Genomic DNA, 19,047 nt, shown 5'->3' with positions numbered 1-19,047 from the left:
GTCAGTTCTCCGGAGTAGATGATGTGGGGGACGAGGTGGTGGAAGGGGCTGAGGTCCGGCTGGGATCCTCAGACGTGTGCAGGGACGCGAACTGACGGGCCCAGCGCAGGCGGACGGTCGTGGCGCCATCCGGTCGTTGGAAGGCGACGAGGTCGTCGGCGAGCATGGCGTGATCGAGCGGAATGCTCTGTGCTCGCAGCTGGGAGATGAAGCCCCTGAGGTGGTGCTGCAGCTCGGTGATAGTCGTGGAGGTGACCAGGGCGTTGAAACGTGCTCTGGTGGAGGGGTTCTCCTCCTCCCCGATCCCGACCAGGGCGCGTGCGGCACGGCCCAGTCCTCGGCCCGGTGAGAACATGGGCTCGGTCCGCGACTGCTGGTGGACGGCGTAGAGCGTCATCGCCGTGTGCACAGCGATCTCCTCCCAGGTAGGGGCGTCCCCGGCGTGCTCGGGGACAACCACCTCGGTGAGGCTCCAGACCTCGGGACTCTCACCCGGGGCCTGACTTGAGGCCTTGCGCAGGGCGGCGAGCTGGCCGCGAGCGGCGGACTCGTTGCGCTGAAGGTGCCGGCTCTGAAGCCCGTGGGGACCTGCGAGACGCTGGTCGACGGTTCTCCCCGCGACGCCGAGCCGCCGCGGTTGTCTGTTGGACGTCGGCGCCGCCCTCGCTGCGTCTGAGGGGCTGGTGGTCTGTGAGGCGGTCATGCTCGTGTCCTTTCTCCGTCGTCGACGGGGGAGTCCTCATGGTCGGGGTGAGGTAGCGAGGTGCTGAGGGCGTGGGTGAAGAAGAACAGGGCATGGCTGACGTCCATGCGGCTGGAGCCCTCACCACGGCCCGCGAAGGCAGTGCTCGGGACCGCAGCCGTGAGGATCTCCTGCTGGCTCCAGGCCTCGCACCGCAGCCACTCGCGCCACTGGTCGCGGGCGGTCTCCGGGACAGCGCCGTCGAGTGAGGCCAGCCAGCGGGGAAACTCCGCGTCAATGACCCGATAGAAGGCTGCACCGGCGTGTTTGCACGCCTCTTTCGCAGTATCCGGACTGCCTCCGCGGGCACGGTCCAGGTCAGAAGCGAGGTTGCGCACGTGAGCGACCACCTGCTCAGTCTGCTCCATGACGTCATGGACGATGGCGATCATGCGCACGTTCTCGGGATCCAGCAGGCCCGCCGGCAGCGACAGGGTGTCGCTGACGAGCTCGGAGACAACAGCTTCCTGCGCCCCGTACTCCATACCGACCGCGTGCAGAGGGATGAGACCGGTTCGCGGTGCCACCCCGTTGCGCATCAGCCGCTGGTAGAAGACGACGACGGCGGGTGCCCGGTACCGGGTGATCTCACCGGCCCCCTTGACTCTCGCCGATAGGCTCAGCTGGGCGACCACGGTCGACAGCCCCCGCCAGAAGGCGCGGTCGGTCGGCAGCTTGCGTGGCATGAACACCGTCCCGCCGAGCTTCTTGGTCTGGGGCTCGGAGTAGCGCCACGCGGTCATCGGCTCAACCGAGTACCGGTTCTGGGGGGTGGCTTTGTCCCCGTTGCCCAGGAACAGCCCGATGACGGAGCCCTCGTCCCCGTGCAGGAGGACGCGACGGGCCTGCCACGTGTAGCAGGAGACCGGACCGGCCGGTTGTGCCGAGGATGACCCTGCCGGGCCGTCCGGATCCCGCTCCCAGGGAGCGATGTCCTGCTCTGGATCGACACCCTCAAGGTCAGGGACCTCCTCGGTCACGACCGTGTTGAGTAGCAGGGTTCGCGCCAAGGTGTCACCGGAGATGAAGACCGTTCCGATCTGTCCCGCCCATCCGGGGCCGATCGGGTATCCCTTCCCTCCTTTGACCGCAGGGTCACCGACCGCCCCAGATCGGATTCCGGAGGGGTCGAAGGCGTGAACGTGGATGAGCCACCGTGCCGCCTCCGCCCAGGTCATCCGCTCAAGTCCCTCGGCGATACGGGTGGTGAAGAAGGGTTCCCCGTTGGGGACGTCAGCGATCAGGGACGTGAGCGCAGAGATCTTGCCGGATGCAGCGTGGATCCCAGCAACCTGGAAGAACGGCTTGTCCGGGTGACGCAGGTCGAAGCGGTCCCGGTGCCGTTCCAGGTAGGCGACGGCGTCCCTGCCCAGTCGCGCCGGTTCGTCCCAGTACTCCTCCCAGGTGTCCAGGTCCTCAGGGCCGCCCATGGTGCGGTGACAGATCGCCAGGAGCAGACGCAGGATCGCCACGTCCTGAGTGGCGATCTCCCCGTGGATGGCGGCAATCTCCTCAGCCTGCTGGAAGACGGAGAGGAGCGATACCTCGTCGGAGGAGCCGTCGAGGCGGGTCACCTTGATCCAGGGCTCGTCCAGAAGATTGAAGGTAACTGTCATGGTTCGCGGACCTCCTTGAGCCCAGTGGACGAGTCGTACTCCAGGGTCGTGCCGAGCAGCTGTGCGCGGCCGTCCGTCAGGGGCAGGACCAGCTGCCCCCTCAGGTCACGGTCATCCTGCCAGGCACGTGCGACACGAATCCCGATCTGTTCGAGCTCGTCGATGGCCTGGTCCATCCGGCGGCCCTTCGTCAGCCCAGCAGGAAGGCGGACTGAGGACATGAGCATCGTGCGTACGACGTCGCGGTCGGGAGCCCGGTCTATCGGGAGGATGACGCCCGGCTTTCCGGTAGAAGAGGGCAGGGTCCTCAGTTCTTCCTGGCCTCCGACCCGTCGGCTGGTGATGAGGATGACCTCCAGGGAGTCCTCACCGTCGCGTACCTGGGCGCGTGCCGTCTCCTCGCTGTCGCTGGCCGGAGTGTGGAGCCAGTCGACGAGGTCCGCCCGTGCTCCCGCCCGGTCGGGCTCAGACAGAAGGTAGCCCTTGGCCGCCCTGTGCTTGTCTGAGGCCTCCTGGTCGGCGGCCGCACGTGCCCGATCAAGGGCCTCGCCCCAGGTCGGAGGGACCTGCGCACCGGCCCCGTACACGGCCTCGATGAGTTCGTGGACGTCCTGCGGCGTGCGCACCGTGCCCGCCCCCTCCACAACCCGGCCGAGGGCAGCAGCGCTCAGGAGCATGTCCTGCTCGCCGTAGATCGCCTTCGCACCAGGCTCGATGCCCGGATCGGAGCTGGTGAGAGAGGGAAGCCAGTCGACATAGCATGTCGGCACCGTCAAGCGCGAGGGCCGTGGCCGATCGTGCCGGTGGAGACGGCCCATGCGCTGGAGGATGAGGTCGATGGGGGCCAGGTCGGTGACGAGCAGGTCGAAGTCGACGTCCAGGGACTGCTCCACCACCTGAGTGGCGACGACGATCGCCCGGTGCGGACGCTGCGGCCCAGACCGGGGAGGTCCGAAGCGATGCAGCAGGTCGGCGTCCTTGGCCTGACGGTCGGCGATGGTGAAGCGGGCGTGGGTGAGGCTCACCTCCTGCCCGAAGACCTCACGCAGCTCCTCGTAGGTCTCCTGAGCCCGGCGCACGGTGTTGCGGACCACGAGCGCGCAGCCGCCGTCGGCCAGCGCCTCACCCAGCAGCTGCGCCAGGTCTGGTTCCCTTCCCAGCCGTCGCACGTGGACCTCGCTGGAGCGTCCCGAGGAGGAGACCACCTCCACCCGGGTTCCCGTGGCGTCCACGCTGACGAGGCAGGGGAAGGGTGTGCTGACGGGCTCGGGTGCGGGTGTCTTCGGCGGCTTCCGGCCCGCCATGAGGTCCAGGCCGCGGCGGTAGGCGTCGGCCATCTGGGCGCTGCGCGCCTGTGACAGCGTCGCTGACAGGAGGATGACCGGGACTCCGTAGGAAGCGAGCCACGTCAGCGCCCGGTCCAGGTAGACGTTCATGTACGTGGAGTAGGAGTGCACCTCGTCAACGATGACGACCTTGCGGGACAACCCCAGGTGCCGCAGCGCAAGGTGGGGAGCGCGCATGGCGCCGAAGAGCAGGTGGTCCACGGTCGTGACGACGAAGTCGGAGAGCATGGACTTCTTGCGCCCGCTGAACCACGCCAGGATCGCCAGGTCCGCACGACGGCGCTCCTCATCCGTCGGGGTTGTCGCCTCGTGCTCGTCGCGGCCGATGTCGGACGGGCGGGGTCCGGGAGCATGAGGGTCGTCCCCACCCAGGCCGCTGAGAAGACGGTCGTGGATCTCCCAGCCCCTGCGACGCAACCGGCCTGCCTCACGGTTGAGACGAGCCCGGCCGTGCTGGAGCGACACCGCGAAGGTGGACGGCGCGCCAGCGGCCGCGTAGGACTCCTCGATGTGCTCCAGCCAGTCCAGCTCCCGGGCGAACATCGCGTCCGTCGTCGCCTGGGTGGGCAGGGCGAACAGGACCCCGGATCGTCCCGTTCTCGCCGCCAGCACCTCGGCGGCCAGCTGCGCGGCCTCCGTCTTGCCGCCTCCGGTGGAGTCCTGGATGACGAGCATGCCGGGCAGGGCCATGGTGCGGGCGGCCTCAACCGCCTTGGCCTGCACGTCGGTGGCCTGGGAGCCCTCGGGAAGCGAGAACCGCGACGTCAGGAGATGGTCGGGGCAGTGCCCGCCGTCCCGCGGACGCCATGGCTTCGGGATCTCTAGGCAGGCGATACCCTGCGCGGCCCGCACCGTGTGGGCCTCAGGCTCCAGCCAGGTCAGGCCCTCGTCGTCGAGGTGGAGCAGGGGGAAATAGTCCTCGCAGGAGGCGATCCAGTCGGCGACGATGACGAGCCCGGACAGCTCGACGAGGAAGGGCTGCGACCACCGGCGTGAGGACCAGTGCTCCAGGTACGGCGCGGCGCCCGTACGTGACGTGACGAGGTCGAGCAGCTCGTGCTGCACTGCGGCCCACCGCTCATCTCCCAGGAGCGGCCCCCGGCCGGCCAGGTCGTTGAGCATGGACGTGCTCGCCGGGATGCCGTGGTGGGCGCCGACGACCGAGGACAGCGCCTGGGCGCTTGCGCCCGTCCACCCGAGCGTGCCAGTGAGCCAGCCCTCAAGGATGTACTGACCCGCCAGCGCGTGGGGAACCTCGCGGCGCTCACGAGGGTCGATCGTCGCATGGGTAAGACCGGCCTCCTTCATCCGGTCATCGAGGCCCGGGACCTGCATGGAGAACGCTGGCGTGCACTTGCCGATGTCGTGGATGCCCGCCAGCCACGAGACGAGGAGACGGAACTCGTCAGCGGGCGCCAGACCCGAGGCCGAGTCCGAGAACTCCCTCTCCAGAAGATCGCAGATCGTGGGGGCGATCCACGTGCGAGCCAAGTGCCCCGCCACGGCGGCGGAGTCGAGGAAGTGGAGCCAGAGGGGCAGCCAGCGCCGACGCTCCGGGTCATATCCGGACTTCGCCCACACGCGCTGGGCGGCAGGTGACAGGGGCATGGGGGCTCCTTCCTTGGAGACGGGAACAGACTAGAACGAAGCACTGACGCGAATGGGCTCGTTCAGTGGTCTCGGCGTCGTCGTTGCCGAACCGTTGCGTCCACCGGGAGCCTGCGATTTTGTGATATCTATCACCGCTCACGGATAGGCTCGCCCCGCCTTCTTCGGCGCCTTCTCCCGGAACGCGCAGTGTCCTGCCGGAGAAGAATGGAGAGTCAGCGAGGGGTGAGGGCCCCGAGCAGGCCGAGAGGCCGCCGCGTCCGTCAGGTCACAGGAATGGCCCGGAAGATCAGCGGCTGTTCACCCGATTGCTGACCTGATCCGAGACGTCAGTGTCCCGTTGGAGGCCCTCAGCAAGTGGATCGACCGGGCCGCAAGCTCCGGGGACGCATCCGGTTGAGTTCCTGTCATTGCGCCTCGGGCCCTTGGGAGTGCCCACGAGCGGCTGTCTCAGGACGGAGGTGCGGAGGCGCGACCCGTAGAAGATGACTGGGGCCGATGCGCCCGCCGCGCCGTCCCCACCGCCCGGGGCAGGGCCGCCAGGAGGCGCTCGACGTCGTCGGGAGACGTGCCCGCGCCCATCGTGCAGCGCAGCGTCCCCCGCGCCGCCTCCTCGCCCAGGCCCATCGCCATCAGCACATGGCTCGGGCCGCTCACCCCCGCATGGCAGGCGGACCCCGCCGAGGCGTCGATCCCCGCCATGTCCAGGGCCATGAGCAGCGCCTCCGCGCTCACCCCCTCGAACCACAGATGAGCCGTCCCAGGCAGATGCGGCGCTGCCTCCGGCAGGGTCGCATGCGCCCCCGGGATCGCCAGCGCCCCCGCCAGCAGACGGGCCCGCAGCCCTTCCAGACGCGCCGCCTCCGCCTCCCGCTCGGCCACCGCCAGCTCAAGAGCCAATGCGAGCGCGCGGGCGCCCACCACGTCCTGCGTGCCTGAGCGCAGGCCCCGCTCCTGGCGCCCCCCGCCCATCGGTGCCACCAGCCCCAGATCGCGCCGGGCCACCAGCGCCCCCACGCCCACCGGCGCGCCCAGCTTGTGCCCGGAGATGCTCACCGCGTCCAGACCCCAGCCGTGAACATCCAGCGGAGCCCTTCCCACAGCCGCCACCGCATCGCAATGCACCGGCACGTATCCCGCCCGTCCCGGGCGCGGCGCGCCACTCGCCTCCCGCACCGCCGCGACGATCCCCGCCAGATCCTGCACGGCCCCCGTCTCGTTATTCGCCGCCATGACGCTCACCAGCGCCACGGGCCCCGGCGCGCCCCCGTCCTCGAGGCGGGCCGCGCCCCCATCCGCCGGGGCCTCCCGTGCTTCGCGCGCCTCCCGCACCACCGCGGCCGCGGTCTCCGGCCGCACCAGCCCCGCACTGTCGACCCCCAGAATCCGCAGGCGCGCCCCCAAGCGCGCCTGCGCCGCCCTCGCCGAGTCCAGCACCGCCGGGTGCTCCACCGCCGAGACCGCCAGCACCCCACCCGGGACCGCCAAGGCCCGCCCCGCCACGACGAGCCCATCGGACTCCGTCCCACCAGAGGTCAGGATCACCTCGTGCGCGTCCACCCCCAGGGCCGCCGCGATCCGGCCCCGCGCCTCGGCCAGGCGCCCCGCCGCCTCACGGCCCGAGCCGTGCAGCGCCGCCGGATTCGCCCCCGCCAGGCCGCCGACCATCTCAGCCATATCCCGCGCCACCTGCTCGGAAACCTCGGGGCGCGTCGGTGCTGTCGCCGCATGATCGAGGTAGGTCCGCATGGAGGAACCCTAGAGGATCGCCCGATGGGGACGCTCCCGGCCGACGCGATAGCATGCGCCAACCCTCGCTGAGGCACGAGGCGCTGGCGGGCGGGCATCGCCCTCTGCGCCGTCGTCGGATCCCCCGGGGCCAAGACCGCCCAGACCCGCATCCATCGACGGCGCGGCGCCCCAACTGCTGGGACCCGTTGGGCAGACGAGCGGGGAAGGGAGCATGGTGGGCCCATGTCCTCCAGACCCAGCGCACTCCGTCCCATCGCGCCTCATGAGACCGACCGGGACACCGCGCGCCGCAGCGAACCGGGGCTCCTGGAGCGCCTCGCCGCCGATCCCGCCACCCGGCTGCTCCTGGCCGACGCCCGGGGGCGCGTGGCGCTCGCGGCCCCCGCCATCCGCCCCGACCTGCCCCTGGACGGACTCACACCCTTCGAGCCCGCGCCGGGGAACCTGCGCCTGGCCGATCTGCGCGCCACCGATGCGGACCTGAGCGGGCTTCTCCTCATCTACCTCGGCCGCTCCCCACACGGTGGCGCTGCAAGTGAGGGGAGAACGGGAGGGCCGGGCCAGGATGCCGAGGGCGCCAGCTGGATCGCCGCCGTCATTCCCGACGGCGCCCCCGCCACCACTGCCACCGATCCCCAGGAAGCCGAGGGAACCAGGCGGCCCCGCGCCGACCTCGGGCGGATCCTCGCGGCCAACCCGCTCTCCGCGCTGCGCGCCGTCGGCGCCGCCCTCGACACCCACGACGCTGGGCTCGCCACCGCCGCCGTCGCCCTGTCCGCCTGGCACGCCTCCGCCCCCCACTGCGCCGCCTGCGGGGCCCGCACCGAGCCCTGCGAGGCCGGCTGGGCCCGCCGCTGCCCGCGCCCCGGCGGCTGCGGAGCCACCTCCTTCCCCCGCACCGACCCCGCCGTCATCATGGCGGTCACCGATGAGCGCGACCGCATCGTCCTCGTCCACGGCGCCGCCTGGCCGCCCCTGCGCTACTCCACCGTCGCCGGATTCGTCGAGGCGGGGGAGTCCGCCGAGGCCGCCGTCGCCAGGGAGGTCGCCGAGGAGATCGGGCTGCGGGTCGAGGCGGTCGAGCACGTCGCCACCCAGCCCTGGCCCTTCCCCCGCTCCCTCATGCTCGGCTACCGTGCCCGCCTCGCCCCCGGCGAGGGGCCCGCGCGCCCCGACGACGAGGAGGTCACCGACGCCGTCACCCTGTCCCGCGCGGAGCTGGCGCAGGCCGTGGCCGCCGGGAAGGTCATCCTTCCCGGCCCCACCTCCATCGCCCGCCTGCTTATCGAGGACTGGTACGGCGGGGAGCTCCCCGAGACGCCCGCGCGCAATGCCGAGGGCCGTCCCGAGGCGGTTGTGCCGCAGCGACCGTGAGCTGCGGGAGGATCGCGATAAGCGCCGTCGGAATGCGTCAGCGGGTCGTGGCAGGCTGTCCCCGATGAGCAAGCCCAGCCCGACCCCCGACGTCCTCGGCCCCACCCGGGCCGGGCGGCCGCTGAGCCCCGCCCAGCTGCTCGACGCCCTCGACCCCGATCAGCGCGCCGTCGCCGAGCACCTGGAGGGCGCCCTATGCGTGCTCGCCGGCGCCGGCACCGGCAAGACCCGCGCCATCACCTACCGCATCGCGCACGGCGTCGCCGTCGGCGCCTACCACCCCCACCAGCTCCTCGCCCTCACCTTCACCAAGAAGGCCGCGGGCGAGCTGCGCGGCCGCCTGCGCGCGCTGGGCATCGAGGGAGCCCAGGCCCGCACCTTCCACTCCGCCGCCCTCAGCCAGCTCCGCTACTTCTGGCCCAGCGCCATCGGCGGGCAGATCCTCCCCCTCCAGCCCGGCAAGGCCCCCCTCATCGCCGTCGCCGCCTCCCGCCTCGGTCTGGGAACGGACCGCGCCCTCATCCGGGACCTCGCCGCGGAGATCGAATGGGCCAAGGTCACCAACACCCTCCCCGAGGACTACGCCCAGGCCGCCACCGCGCGCGGGCGCAGCGCCGCCGGGCTCGACGCCGGCACCATCGCCTCCGTCCTCCACCTCTACGAGGAGGCCAAGAGCGAGCGCGGTGTCATCGACTTCGAGGACGTCCTGCTCATCCTCGCCGGCATCCTCGCCGAGCGCGAGGACATCGCCGCCCGAGTGAGAAGCCAGTACAAGCACTTCGTGGTCGACGAGTACCAGGACGTCTCCCCGATCCAGCAGCGCCTGCTGGACCTGTGGCTCGGACGGCGCCGCCAGCTGTGCGTCGTCGGGGACGTCTCCCAGACCATCTACTCCTTCGCCGGCGCCACCCCGGACTTCCTCACCGGTTTCGCCTCCCGGTACGACGGAGCCCGCGTCATCCGCCTCAATCGCGACTACCGCTCCACTCCGCAGGTCGTCTCCCTGGCCAACCGGGTGCTCGCCCGCTCACGGCGCGGGGGAGGGGCACTGCGCCTGCCCGCCGGAGCCGTCGAGCTCGTCGCCCAGCGCCCCAGCGGCCCTGCCGTCCGCTTCGACTCCTACGCGGATGACACCGCCGAGGCCGCGGGCGTCGTCGAGCAGGTGGGGCGGCTCACCGCCACCGGCGTGCCCCTGTCCGAGATCGCCGTCCTCTACCGCACCAACTCCCAGTCCGAGGCCGTTGAGCAGGCGCTGGCCTCCGCGGGCATCGGATACCTCGTGCGCGGCGGAGAGCGGTTCTTCGAGCGCGACGAGGTCAAGCGCGCCATGGTGCTGCTGCGCGGCGCCGCCCGCACCGAGGCCGCCATCCTCACCGGGGACGTCGCCCGCGACGCCCGGGAGATTCTCGCCCGCGAGGGCTGGGCCGAGCAGCCCCCCGCCGCCCGCGGCGCCCAGCGCGAGCGCTGGGACTCCCTCAACGCCATCATCTCCCTCGCGGATGAGCTCGCCCCCCGCCCCGGCTCCAGCCTCGACACCCTCATCGCCGAGCTCACCGAGCGCGCCGAGGCGCAGAACGCCCCCACGGTCGACGGCGTCACCCTGTCCTCCCTCCACGCCGCCAAGGGCCTGGAATGGGAAGCGGTGCTCCTCATCGGCACCTGCGAGGGGCTCCTGCCGATCTCCCTGGCCGAGGGGACCGCCGCCCTGGAGGAGGAGCGGCGCCTGCTCTACGTGGGCGTCACCCGCGCCCGCGAGCACCTCCTCATCTCCTACGCCCGCGCCCGTCATCCCGGGGGCCGCGCCTCTCGCCGCCACTCCCGCTTCCTCGATGGCATCTGGCCCACCGACGCCGACACCGCGGGAAGCGGGGCGCGACGTCGGGGCGGCGGCTCCTCGCCGCGCGAGCGCGCCAAGGAGGCCGCCGCCCTCTTCGAGCAGGAGAACGATCCCGCCACCATCGCCCTGTTCGAGACCCTGCGCGCCTGGCGGGCCGAGGAGGCCAAGGGGCGCTCCGTGCCGGCCTACACGGTCTTCACGGATACGACGCTGCGGTCCATCGCCGTCGTCAAACCAGGCACCCGTCAGCAGCTCGCCCTCATCCGCGGCGTGGGCCCGGTCAAGATAGAGGCCTACTCCGAGGCCGTCCTCGCCATCGTTCGCGAGCAGACCGGTTAGGGCACCGCCCGGCCTATTGCGATTCCAGCGCCGCGCAGGCGCACTCCGGATGCGGCTGCCACCGCCGCTCCAGTCCCAGGGGCTCGGCTCCGGAGATCTCCAGGCTGCGGCCCGCCCACGCCCCCGGCCCATCGGCCAGAACCTCCAGGACCGTCCTCGCCACGAGCCCCGACGCCTGATGCGCCAGAAGCCGTTCGATGCGCGGCGCGGGCAGACCGCGCTCCTGCGTGGCCACCGCCGGCCAACGCGGGTCGGCGTCCCGCTCATGCAGATCGAGGCAGGCCGCGCACAGGGCCCGGCCCGGCTCCAGGAGCGGGCCGACTCGCACGCTCACCTCCCGCACCACCACCGGCAGATGCGGGGCGTCGGCCCGTGCCAGGCTCCGCGCCCGGACCGGATCAATGAGATGCGGCTCCACGGTGAGCATGAGGTCGGGAGTCGTGCGCAGCGGGGCCCGTCGCGCCGTCGTCGGGGAGGACTGAGCGACAGCGGCGTCGAGGGCCTGATCCTCGGCCAGGACCGTGCCCACCCCGGCCTCGGCGAGGAAGGCGATGGCTTCACGGGCGATCATCCTCGGCGCCCCGCCGTCGAGGCGCCCCAGGACCGCCAAGCGGGCCTCGCCCAGGCGGTGGGCGCGCGCCGAGGCGCCGCCGGGGGAGCGCAGGCGCTCCCAGTACAGGAGGTCGTCGGCCTCGCGGCCCTCGCCCGGGAGCGGCTCCTCGCGCAGCATCCCGGCCTCGCGCAGCCTGCCCACGAGCTCGCGGGCGCGGCGCAGGGGCAGGTCGACCAGGCGCGCTGAGCGGGACAGCGAGACCCGGTCGACGCCCTCGTCGAGGCGGTCGATGAGCCGCTGCTCCGCCGCGCTTATCCCCTTGAGGACGACGGCGTTGCCCGCCTCGGCCCCGATCTGGCACTCTCCTGGGCCCCGCCACAGGACGGGGGATGCTCCGCGCAGGCGCATATGACGCTCTCCTCACGGCCGCCGTGGGAACATGGGAACGGGGGACCGGTGAGCCGGTAGCGGGGCGGCCGGGATCAGCCTGGCACCTCAGACGGCGTCGTGCCAGGGGCGCGGGCGGATCTGTGGAAAACCGCCCGCCTCTGCAGGCCGAGAACAGTTTTCGACGCCGCGGTCGCCTGGGACCCCGCTGAGCACCGGGTCTTCGGAGAGCCCCTGACCCACTCGTGAACCACAGCCCGGCGCGCGGGAGCGCGCGTCGGGTGCCTGTGGACGGGGCCCGGTCTCGGCGCGTTTTTCGACCGGTCTCGATCCGAGGGGGGTTAGCGGGAGGCGACCGCTTGGCAGGTGGTGAGGGACGAGGCGTCGTCGGCGGCGATGCCCTCGACGGCCCGCACCGCCTCATGCAGATTGGACACCGCGTAGACCTCCATGCCCTCGGGCTCATGACCCAGGACGTCCCCGCAGTTGCTCGCGGGGGCGAGGAAATAGCGCGACCCGGCGTTGGAAGCGCCCGCCATCTTCTGAGCGATGCCGCCGATCGGCCCGATCGTGCCATCGGAGGAGATCGTCCCCGTGCCGGCGATGTCCTTGCCGCCGGTGAGATCCCCCGGGGTGATCTTGTCGACGATGCCGAGGGCGAACATCGAGCCGGCGCTCGGCCCGCCCACGTCCGACAGGGAGAAGGTCGCGTTGACATCCGACTTCGCGCGCACATCGAGCATGACGCCCAGGAGCGAGCCCTCACGGCCCGAGTCCCGGCCCGGGGCGAGGGTCGTCATCGCCAGGGTGATGTCCCGCCCGTCGCGGCTCACCACGACCTGGACCTGGGCGCCCGGCACGATGGTGGTCATGAGCTCCTGGAGCTGGGCGTAGGTGGTCAGGGTCGTCGTCTGCCCGCCCGCGGGCGTGATCGTGCGGATGACATCCCCGGCCTTGAACACGCCGCCGCCCCGCTCCTGCGTGGTCCCCCGCACGGTGAGGACCATGGAGTCCGCCAACCCGGTCTCCATGAGCGCGGCGGTCACCGCCGCGTCCTGCGAGCTCGTCATCTGGGCCTGCTCCACCTTGTGCTGCTGCTCGGCGGTGACGCTTTCGGGGCAGACCTGGTCGCGGTCGAGCACGACTTCATCGGAGTTGAACCAGGCGTGGATGACGTCCAGCGCGGTCACCGGGTAACCCGGGCAGCCGGAGACCGCCACCGTGGTCATCCGCAGCGCTCCCTGCGCGTGATAGGTCTCGGCGCCCGAGACGCTGATGAGGTCGGTGGACTGGCCCTCGGACTGAACGGTGCCGAGCACGTTCCAGGTCCGTCCCGGGCTCTCGATGACCTTCGGGACGGGGATCGTCGCCGCCGCGATGAAGGCCAGGATCCCCAAAGCCACCCAGGCCAGGAGCCAGCGCCACGGGTGGGCGATGCGCGGGCGGCCCCCGGCGGCGGCCTCAGGGGCGGCCCCCGCGTCCGGGGCTACGGCGGTCGGTGCGTTGGCGGGCGCGCCGGGGGCTGGGAGCGCCGGGACAGGATGCTCGGTCACGGGCCCCATCATGACCCACGGGGCAGCGCCGCGCCCACCCGCCCCGCCCCTCGCGTCATCGCGCTGCCGGCGAAGCGCGCACCCGGCGCGCAGGCGCCCATGGCACGATCATCCTGTGCCCGGCGGGCGCTCCCTCGGCGCCCGCCTTACGGCACCGCCTCGACGCCAGCCAGTCACCACCGCCAGGGAGGAACCCCATGAGCGAGGACCCCTTCGAGACCCTTGAGGAGCTCCTCTCCGCGATCCTCGGGCCGCAGACCGCGCGCGACGCCGTCGCCGCCCTGCGATCCTCCGGCATCGCCCCCGAGCAGCTCGCCTCGATGGGCGGGATGGAAGAGCTCGCGCGCATGAGCCCCGGGCAGGCGATGGCGATGCGCGCGCAGCTGTCCCAGATGTTCGCCGCCTCCTCATCCCAGCCCGTCAACTGGACCATGGGCCGTGACCTCGCCCTCCAGCAGGCGCGTGAGGGGGCAGGCGACCCCACCGTCACGGCCGCGCAGGCCCAGGCCATCCGCCGGGCCCTGACCGTCGCCGATCTCTGGCTGGACACCGCTACCGAGCTCATGCCGGCCCCCGGCGGGCGCGAGGCCTGGAGCCGAGAGGCCTGGGTCACTCAGACCATGCCCGTGTGGAAGGACGTCTGCGCGCCCGTCGCCCAGGCCGCCACTCGCGCCCTCTTCGAGGCCCTCACCCACCAGATGCGGGACATGGGCGAGGCGGTGGATGAGGCCGCCAAGCAGGTCGGCGCCCTGGAGGCGATCATGCGCACCATGGCCGGCGCCGCCTTCGGCATGCAGCTCGGCCACGCCATCGGGCGGCTCGCGCAGGAGGCCGTCGCCTCCACCGAGGTCGGCCTGCCGCTGACCCGTGAGCCCGGCACCGCCCTCCTAGCCGCCAATATCAGCGCCTTCGCCGCCGAGCTGGAGGAGGACGAGGAGGAGGTGCGGATGTTCTTCGCCGTGCGGGAGGCCGCCACCGCGCGCCTCTACGCGCATGTCCCCTGGCTGCGCGGGCAGGTCATGAGCGCCGTTGAGGCCTACGCCCGCGGCATCGCCATCGACACAGACGCCGTCGAGGCAGCCGTGGCGCAGGTGGATCTGCATGACCCCGAGGCGATCCAGGCGGCCCTGGCCGGGGGCATGTTCTCCCCGCAGTCCAGTCCCGAGCAGCTCGAGGCCCTCGGCCGCCTCGAGACCCTCCTGGCCCTCATCGAGGGTTGGGTGCAGGTGGTCACCGAGCGGGCGATCGCCCCGCATCTGCCGCGAGGCATGGCGCTGGCCGAGATGATGCGGCGCCGTCGCGCCGCCGGCGGCCCCGCTGAGCAGGTCTTCGCCCAGCTCATCGGCCTGGAGTTCCGCCCCCGGCTCGCCCGTGAGGCAGCCGAGCTGTGGCGGCGCATCGGCTCGCAGGCCGGCGATGCCGAGCGCGACGCCTTCTGGCAGCACCCCGATGTCATGCCCACCGCCTCCGAGCTCGCCCACCCCGAGGACTTCCTGACGATGCGGCAGGCGGACAAGGACATGGACGCCGAGATGGACGCCGATCTCGCCTCGCTGCTCGACGGCACCCTGGGCTACACCGACGCCGCCCGAGAGGCGGACAGGGCCGATCAGGGCGGGCGCGGGAAGCGGGACGAGAGCCCCGACTCGGATGGTCCCGGCGCCCCCGGCGGGGAGGACTGAGCCCCGGCGCCCGGACGAGGCTCAGATGAAGGTGGCCCGCAGGGCCTCCGCCAGCCCTGGCACCAGGTCGGGGCCCTGGGCGACCATGGCGGGGGAGTCCTGGGAGCGGGCGCGCACCGCGCACCACGCCTCATTGGAGCGCAGCGCCCCGACCACGACGCGCACCTCCTCGCGATCCGTCCGGCTCTCCAGGTAGGCCAGCTGCTCGGCCTCGTCCTCGATCGTGGCGGCCTCCGCCTCCGCCTCCGCCGGCAGGATGATGCGCTCAGCGGACACGGCCACGCCGTCGACGCTCATCGGCCAGGCGAGCTGGGTGAGCAGGTCCTCCAGCGTGGACGAGGGCGGCAGGTCCTCCTGCTCAACGATCATGAGCGACTCCGGGTTCTCCCCGGCCGCCTCCACGGCGCCGGGGTCCAGGAGGTCGGCCAGGGAGGGATCGGCCTGGAGGGCCGTCGAGGTGCGCACCAGTGCGAAGACCGCCACGGGAGCGTCCCAGCCCCGCTTCGCCATGTGCTCCTCGAGCTCCATGACGGCGTCGGCCAGGGCGACGTGGCGCGGCGAGCCGAGCGCGAGGCGGCGCGCGGTCCCGGTGACGGACGGGTTCTCCCCAGGGGCGGTCGACTGCGTCATGCGCCTATCCTCGCACCCTCGCAACCATTCCTCCGGCCGATCCCGGCGCCGACCGGCGCGTCCCGCTTTGATCGCCGTCTCGCGCCTATGGGACCATGGGGACCGGGCGCCTCGGCGCCGACCCAGCCCGCGCGAGGGTCGCGCGGCACCAGCGACGGAGCGTGATCGTGAACAACAGGTCCGACGACGATCCCATCGAGCAGCCAGATCCCGACCGGCCCGAGGATGCGCCCCGGACCCCGTCTGAGGGCGCCGAGGAACCGGAGGGGGTGAAGGGGCCGAGGAAATCCGGGGGCTCGGCGGGCTCCGCTGACGAGCCCAGCAAGGAGGACCGCGTCCGCTCGGGGATGTTCTTCGAGGGGGACGCCGCTTTCCTGCGTCACCTCGGCGATGCCCTCAAGGCCCATGACCCCGGCCCGGCGGACGGCGGAGGCGGGGACTCCCGCAGTGGAGGCCGCGGCTCCGGCGGCTCTCATGGCAGTGGTGGGCACGACGGCGGCCGCGCCCACCGGCCCTCCAGCGGCGCAGGCCCCTCCCGGCGCCCGGGACCGCTCTCCCTGACGATTGGCATCCTGGCCGGAGCGGCGGCGCTCATCGGCGTCCTCTCGCACTGGTGGACGGAGGTCCTCTGGTTCAACCAGGTGGGCTACCAGCGGATCTTCTGGACCCACTGGGCCAGCGCCGGGGCGCTGTTCGTCGTCGGGTTCGCCATCATGTTCCTGGCCATCGGCGGCGCGATGACCGCGGCCTACCGCGCCCGCGAGATCGAGGTCCCCACCGACGAGGCCACTCGCAATCTGGAGGCCTACCGCACGCTCGTCGAGCCCTTCCGCCGGCGTCTGGCCTGGCTCATCCCCGCGGCCCTGGCGCTGGCCGGCGCGGCCGGGGAGCTCGCGCCCAAGTGGCAGCAGTTCCTCCTGGCCCTCAACGCCGAGCCCTTCGGGGCGACCGATCCGCAGTTCGGCATGGACATCTCCTTCTACGTCTTCATCCTGCCGGTGCTCACCACAGTGGTCGGCTTCCTCATCCGCGTGGTCATCTTCGCGGGCCTGGCGAGCGTGGCCGTCCACTACCTCTACGGTGGGATCGCGGTGGCGCGCGCCCAGCACGTCACCCGCGCCGCGCGCATCCACCTCACCGGTTTCATGGCGGCCTTCAGCCTCCTGCAGGGCGCGCGCTACTGGTTGACCCGCTACACCTCGCTGCACTCCTCGAACTCCAGGTTCGACGGCGCCGCCTACACCGACGTCAACGCGGTCCTGCCCGCCCAGGCGATCCTGGCCGCCATCGCCGTCGTCATCGCGGTGCTGTTCATCGCCTCGATCCGCTCCAGCTCGTGGCGGCTTCCCATCATCGGCGTCGTCGTCATGGTCGCCTCGGCCCTGGTCATCGGGACCGGCTACCCCGTGGTCATCCAGCGCTTCGTCGTCGAGCCCAACGCGCAGCGCGAGGAGTCGGAGTACATCGGCCGCAATATCAACGCCACGCTGGCCGCCTACGGGCTGGGGGACGCCAGCCTGTCCGCCTATGACGCCAAGACCACGGCGGAGCCGGGCCAGCTGCTGGAGGACGCGGAGTCGACGGCGTCGATCCGCCTGCTCGACCCGGGCCAGATCTCGCCGACCTTCCGCCAGGTCCAGCAGAACAAGCAGTACTACTCTTTCCAGCCCCGCCTGAACGTGGACCGCTACCAGATCAACGGCCGCAGCCGGGACACGGTCATCGCGGTGCGCGAGCTCAACCTCAACGGCGTCGGGCGGGATCAGCGGACCTGGATCAATGACCACACCGTGTACACCCATGGCTACGGCGTCGTCACCGCCTACGGCAACACGGTGGCCTCCGACGGCAGCCCGGCGTTCTGGGAGGGCGGCATCCCCTCCCAGGGGGATCTGGGCGCCTACGAGCCGCGCATCTACTTCGGCCAGTCCTCGCCCAAGTACTCGATCGTCGGCGGGGACGACGGCGGCAGCCCCAGCGAGCTCGACTACCCCGACGACACCGCCCCCAACGGCCAGGTGAACTCGACCTTCGCCGGCAACGGCGGCCCGAACGTGTCGAACTACTGGAACCGGTTGCTGTACGCGGTGAAATTCCAGGAGATGAACCTCCTGTTCTCCAAGGAGGTCCGGGACGGCTCCCAGATCCTCTACGATCGCGACCCCGCCGAGCGCGTCGCGAAGGTCGCCCCCTGGCTCACGCTGGACGGCAACCCCTATCCGGCCGTCGTGGATGATGACGACGACCCCTCCACCCCCAAGCGCGTCCTGTGGATCCTCGACGGCTACACGACGACGAACAACTACCCGTACTCCCAGCACGCCTCCCTCACGGCGGCCACCGGCTCGAACGACCTGGTGAGAGCGCCCGAGGAGTCGAACTACGTGCGCAACTCCGTCAAGGCGGTCGTCGACGCCTACGACGGCTCGGTGCACCTGTTCGAATGGGACCAGGACGACCCGATCCTCAAGGCCTGGTCCAAGGTGTTCCCCGGAACGATCACGCCGATGAGCCGGATGAGCGCCGACCTCATGGCGCATATGCGCTACCCGGAGGACCTGTTCAAGGTGCAGCGCTCCATCATGGCGAAGTACCACGTGCAGGACCCGGCCAGCTTCTACTCCGGCGGCGACTTCTGGCAGGTCCCCGACGACCCGACCCGGGACGCCGACCCGAACAGGCAGGGCGAGTCCCCGCAGGACCCTTACTACTTGAGCCTGAAGATGCCGGATCAGGACGCGGCGAGCTTCTCCCTGTCCAGCGTCTTCATCTTCCCCGGGCGCACGGTGCTCACGGCCTTCATGGCGGTGGACTCCGAGACCTCCTCCGGCCAGGCGGGGGTGCGCAATCCGAATTACGGCAAGATACGCGTCCTCGAGCTGCCCAGATCCTCGAATATCCCGGGTCCCGGTCAGGTCCAGGGCAACTTCAACTCCTACAACGAGGCCTCGACGGTGCTCAACCTGCTGTCCCAGCAGGGCTCCCAGGTGATCAAGGGGAACCTCTTGACCCTCCCAGTGGGAGGAGGCTTGCTGTACGTCCAGCCGGTGTACGTCCAGTCGTCCTCGGGCACGCAGTACCCGCTGCTGCGCAAGGTGCTGGTCTCCTTCGGGGACAAGGTGGGCTTCGCGGACAACCTGTCCGGCGCGCTCGATCAGGTCTTCGGCGGCGATTCCGGGGCCAAGACGGGCCAGGAGGAGGTCAACGGCGATGCCGCCGCCGCCAACGGCACCTCGACGGCGCCCATCGACTCCGGTGGGGCGGGTGCGGGCGCTCCTGCCGTGGATCCTTCAGCGGCAGCCGGCTCCGCGCCGACGGCCGTTCCGAGCGCCCCGGCGACGACGGCGCCCGCCTCCCCCGCCCCCAGCGCCTCCACAAGCGGCTCGACCGGCGACCCGGCGACAGATCTGCAGAGCGCCCTCGCCGACGCGCAGACGGCGATGAGCGATGCGGACAAGGCGCTCAAGGCCGGCGACTGGACGGCCTACGGAGACGCCCAGAAGCGCCTCGACGCGGCGATCTCCCGGGCCGTCGACGCCCAGGGGAAGCTGAACAGCAAGTAGGGGCCGCGGGGTTGGCCGGCCGGGCGCGCCCGGCCGGCCAACCCCGCGCGCCGCTTGCGGTCCGG

Annotated in this window: 11 protein-coding genes; 4 read left to right on the top strand and 7 right to left on the bottom strand. The window is 71.7% G+C overall.

What is annotated here, in order from left to right:
• Position 1: 1 nt before the first annotated feature.
• From casB to B6G06_RS06195, 4 genes are all read right to left on the bottom strand, one after another.
• Positions 2 to 703 carry a type I-E CRISPR-associated protein Cse2/CasB gene (gene casB, locus B6G06_RS06210; RefSeq protein ID WP_081171546.1) on the bottom strand — a complete coding sequence of 234 codons (702 nt, stop codon included), beginning with the start codon at positions 701 to 703 and terminating at the stop codon, positions 2 to 4.
• Positions 700 to 2,358 carry a type I-E CRISPR-associated protein Cse1/CasA gene (gene casA, locus B6G06_RS06205; RefSeq protein WP_081171544.1) on the bottom strand — a complete coding sequence of 553 codons (1,659 nt, stop codon included), beginning with the start codon at positions 2,356 to 2,358 and terminating at the stop codon, positions 700 to 702. Before casA ends, casB begins: the two co-directional genes overlap by 4 nt.
• Positions 2,355 to 5,312: a CRISPR-associated helicase/endonuclease Cas3 gene (locus tag B6G06_RS06200; RefSeq protein WP_081171542.1), complete on the bottom strand. Its 2,958-nt coding sequence runs from the start codon at positions 5,310 to 5,312 to the stop codon at positions 2,355 to 2,357. The genes casA and B6G06_RS06200 overlap by 4 nt, the downstream gene beginning before the upstream one ends.
• Positions 5,313 to 5,762: 450 nt before the next feature.
• On the bottom strand, positions 5,763 to 7,061 hold the full coding sequence (locus B6G06_RS06195) for a cysteine desulfurase family protein (RefSeq protein WP_081171540.1): 1,299 nt from the start codon (positions 7,059 to 7,061) through the stop codon (positions 5,763 to 5,765).
• A 225-nt stretch (positions 7,062 to 7,286) separates the two neighbouring features.
• Here B6G06_RS06195 and nudC point away from each other — a divergent pair, with 225 nt between their 5' ends.
• Positions 7,287 to 8,438 (top strand): NAD(+) diphosphatase, encoded by a 1,152-nt coding sequence (gene nudC / locus B6G06_RS06190; protein ID WP_081171538.1) that lies wholly within the window; start codon positions 7,287 to 7,289, stop codon positions 8,436 to 8,438.
• Between the two features lie 64 nt (positions 8,439 to 8,502).
• On the top strand, positions 8,503 to 10,614 hold the full coding sequence (locus tag B6G06_RS06185) for an ATP-dependent DNA helicase UvrD2 (RefSeq protein ID WP_081171536.1): 2,112 nt from the start codon (positions 8,503 to 8,505) through the stop codon (positions 10,612 to 10,614).
• Between the two features lie 13 nt (positions 10,615 to 10,627).
• On the opposite strand, the gene B6G06_RS06180 is transcribed toward B6G06_RS06185, so the two are convergent.
• Both B6G06_RS06180 and B6G06_RS06175 read right to left on the bottom strand, forming a co-directional pair.
• Positions 10,628 to 11,575: a hypothetical protein gene (locus B6G06_RS06180; RefSeq protein WP_081171534.1), complete on the bottom strand. Its 948-nt coding sequence runs from the start codon at positions 11,573 to 11,575 to the stop codon at positions 10,628 to 10,630.
• A gap of 320 nt (positions 11,576 to 11,895) precedes the next feature.
• Positions 11,896 to 13,116 carry a YlbL family protein gene (locus B6G06_RS06175; protein ID WP_240494126.1) on the bottom strand — a complete coding sequence of 407 codons (1,221 nt, stop codon included), beginning with the start codon at positions 13,114 to 13,116 and terminating at the stop codon, positions 11,896 to 11,898.
• A 188-nt stretch (positions 13,117 to 13,304) separates the two neighbouring features.
• Between B6G06_RS06175 and B6G06_RS06170 the strand changes: the two genes are divergently transcribed.
• Positions 13,305 to 14,789 (top strand): zinc-dependent metalloprotease, encoded by a 1,485-nt coding sequence (locus tag B6G06_RS06170; RefSeq protein ID WP_081171530.1) that lies wholly within the window; start codon positions 13,305 to 13,307, stop codon positions 14,787 to 14,789.
• 21 nt (positions 14,790 to 14,810) lie between these two features.
• Here the strand turns inward: B6G06_RS06170 and B6G06_RS06165 are convergent, their stop codons facing one another.
• Positions 14,811 to 15,419 (bottom strand): PPA1309 family protein, encoded by a 609-nt coding sequence (locus B6G06_RS06165; RefSeq protein ID WP_081171528.1) that lies wholly within the window; start codon positions 15,417 to 15,419, stop codon positions 14,811 to 14,813.
• 167 nt (positions 15,420 to 15,586) lie between these two features.
• Here B6G06_RS06165 and B6G06_RS06160 point away from each other — a divergent pair, with 167 nt between their 5' ends.
• On the top strand, positions 15,587 to 18,982 hold the full coding sequence (locus B6G06_RS06160; protein ID WP_081171526.1) for a UPF0182 family membrane protein: 3,396 nt from the start codon (positions 15,587 to 15,589) through the stop codon (positions 18,980 to 18,982).
• The last annotated feature ends 65 nt before the right edge of the window (positions 18,983 to 19,047 follow it).

The organism is Actinomyces gaoshouyii (genome assembly GCF_002076915.1).
In the GTDB taxonomy this organism is placed as follows: Bacteria; Actinomycetota; Actinomycetes; order Actinomycetales; family Actinomycetaceae; genus Actinomyces; species Actinomyces gaoshouyii.
Note: the sequence above shows the minus strand (reverse complement) of the source record. Positions and strands in the feature narration are given on the sequence as shown.

What these genes read in the sequence shown, in the direction of transcription:
- casB (WP_081171546.1), bottom strand. Translation starts at nt 703, where the DNA reads ATGACCGCCTCACAGACCACCAGCCCCTCAGACGCAGCGAGGGCGGCG.
- casA (WP_081171544.1), bottom strand. Translation starts at nt 2,358, where the DNA reads ATGACAGTTACCTTCAATCTTCTGGACGAGCCCTGGATCAAGGTGACC.
- B6G06_RS06200 (WP_081171542.1), bottom strand. Translation starts at nt 5,312, where the DNA reads ATGCCCCTGTCACCTGCCGCCCAGCGCGTGTGGGCGAAGTCCGGATAT.
- B6G06_RS06195 (WP_081171540.1), bottom strand. Translation starts at nt 7,061, where the DNA reads ATGCGGACCTACCTCGATCATGCGGCGACAGCACCGACGCGCCCCGAG.
- nudC (WP_081171538.1), top strand. Translation starts at nt 7,287, where the DNA reads ATGTCCTCCAGACCCAGCGCACTCCGTCCCATCGCGCCTCATGAGACC.
- B6G06_RS06185 (WP_081171536.1), top strand. Translation starts at nt 8,503, where the DNA reads ATGAGCAAGCCCAGCCCGACCCCCGACGTCCTCGGCCCCACCCGGGCC.
- B6G06_RS06180 (WP_081171534.1), bottom strand. Translation starts at nt 11,575, where the DNA reads ATGCGCCTGCGCGGAGCATCCCCCGTCCTGTGGCGGGGCCCAGGAGAG.
- B6G06_RS06175 (WP_240494126.1), bottom strand. Translation starts at nt 13,116, where the DNA reads ATGGGGCCCGTGACCGAGCATCCTGTCCCGGCGCTCCCAGCCCCCGGC.
- B6G06_RS06170 (WP_081171530.1), top strand. Translation starts at nt 13,305, where the DNA reads ATGAGCGAGGACCCCTTCGAGACCCTTGAGGAGCTCCTCTCCGCGATC.
- B6G06_RS06165 (WP_081171528.1), bottom strand. Translation starts at nt 15,419, where the DNA reads ATGACGCAGTCGACCGCCCCTGGGGAGAACCCGTCCGTCACCGGGACC.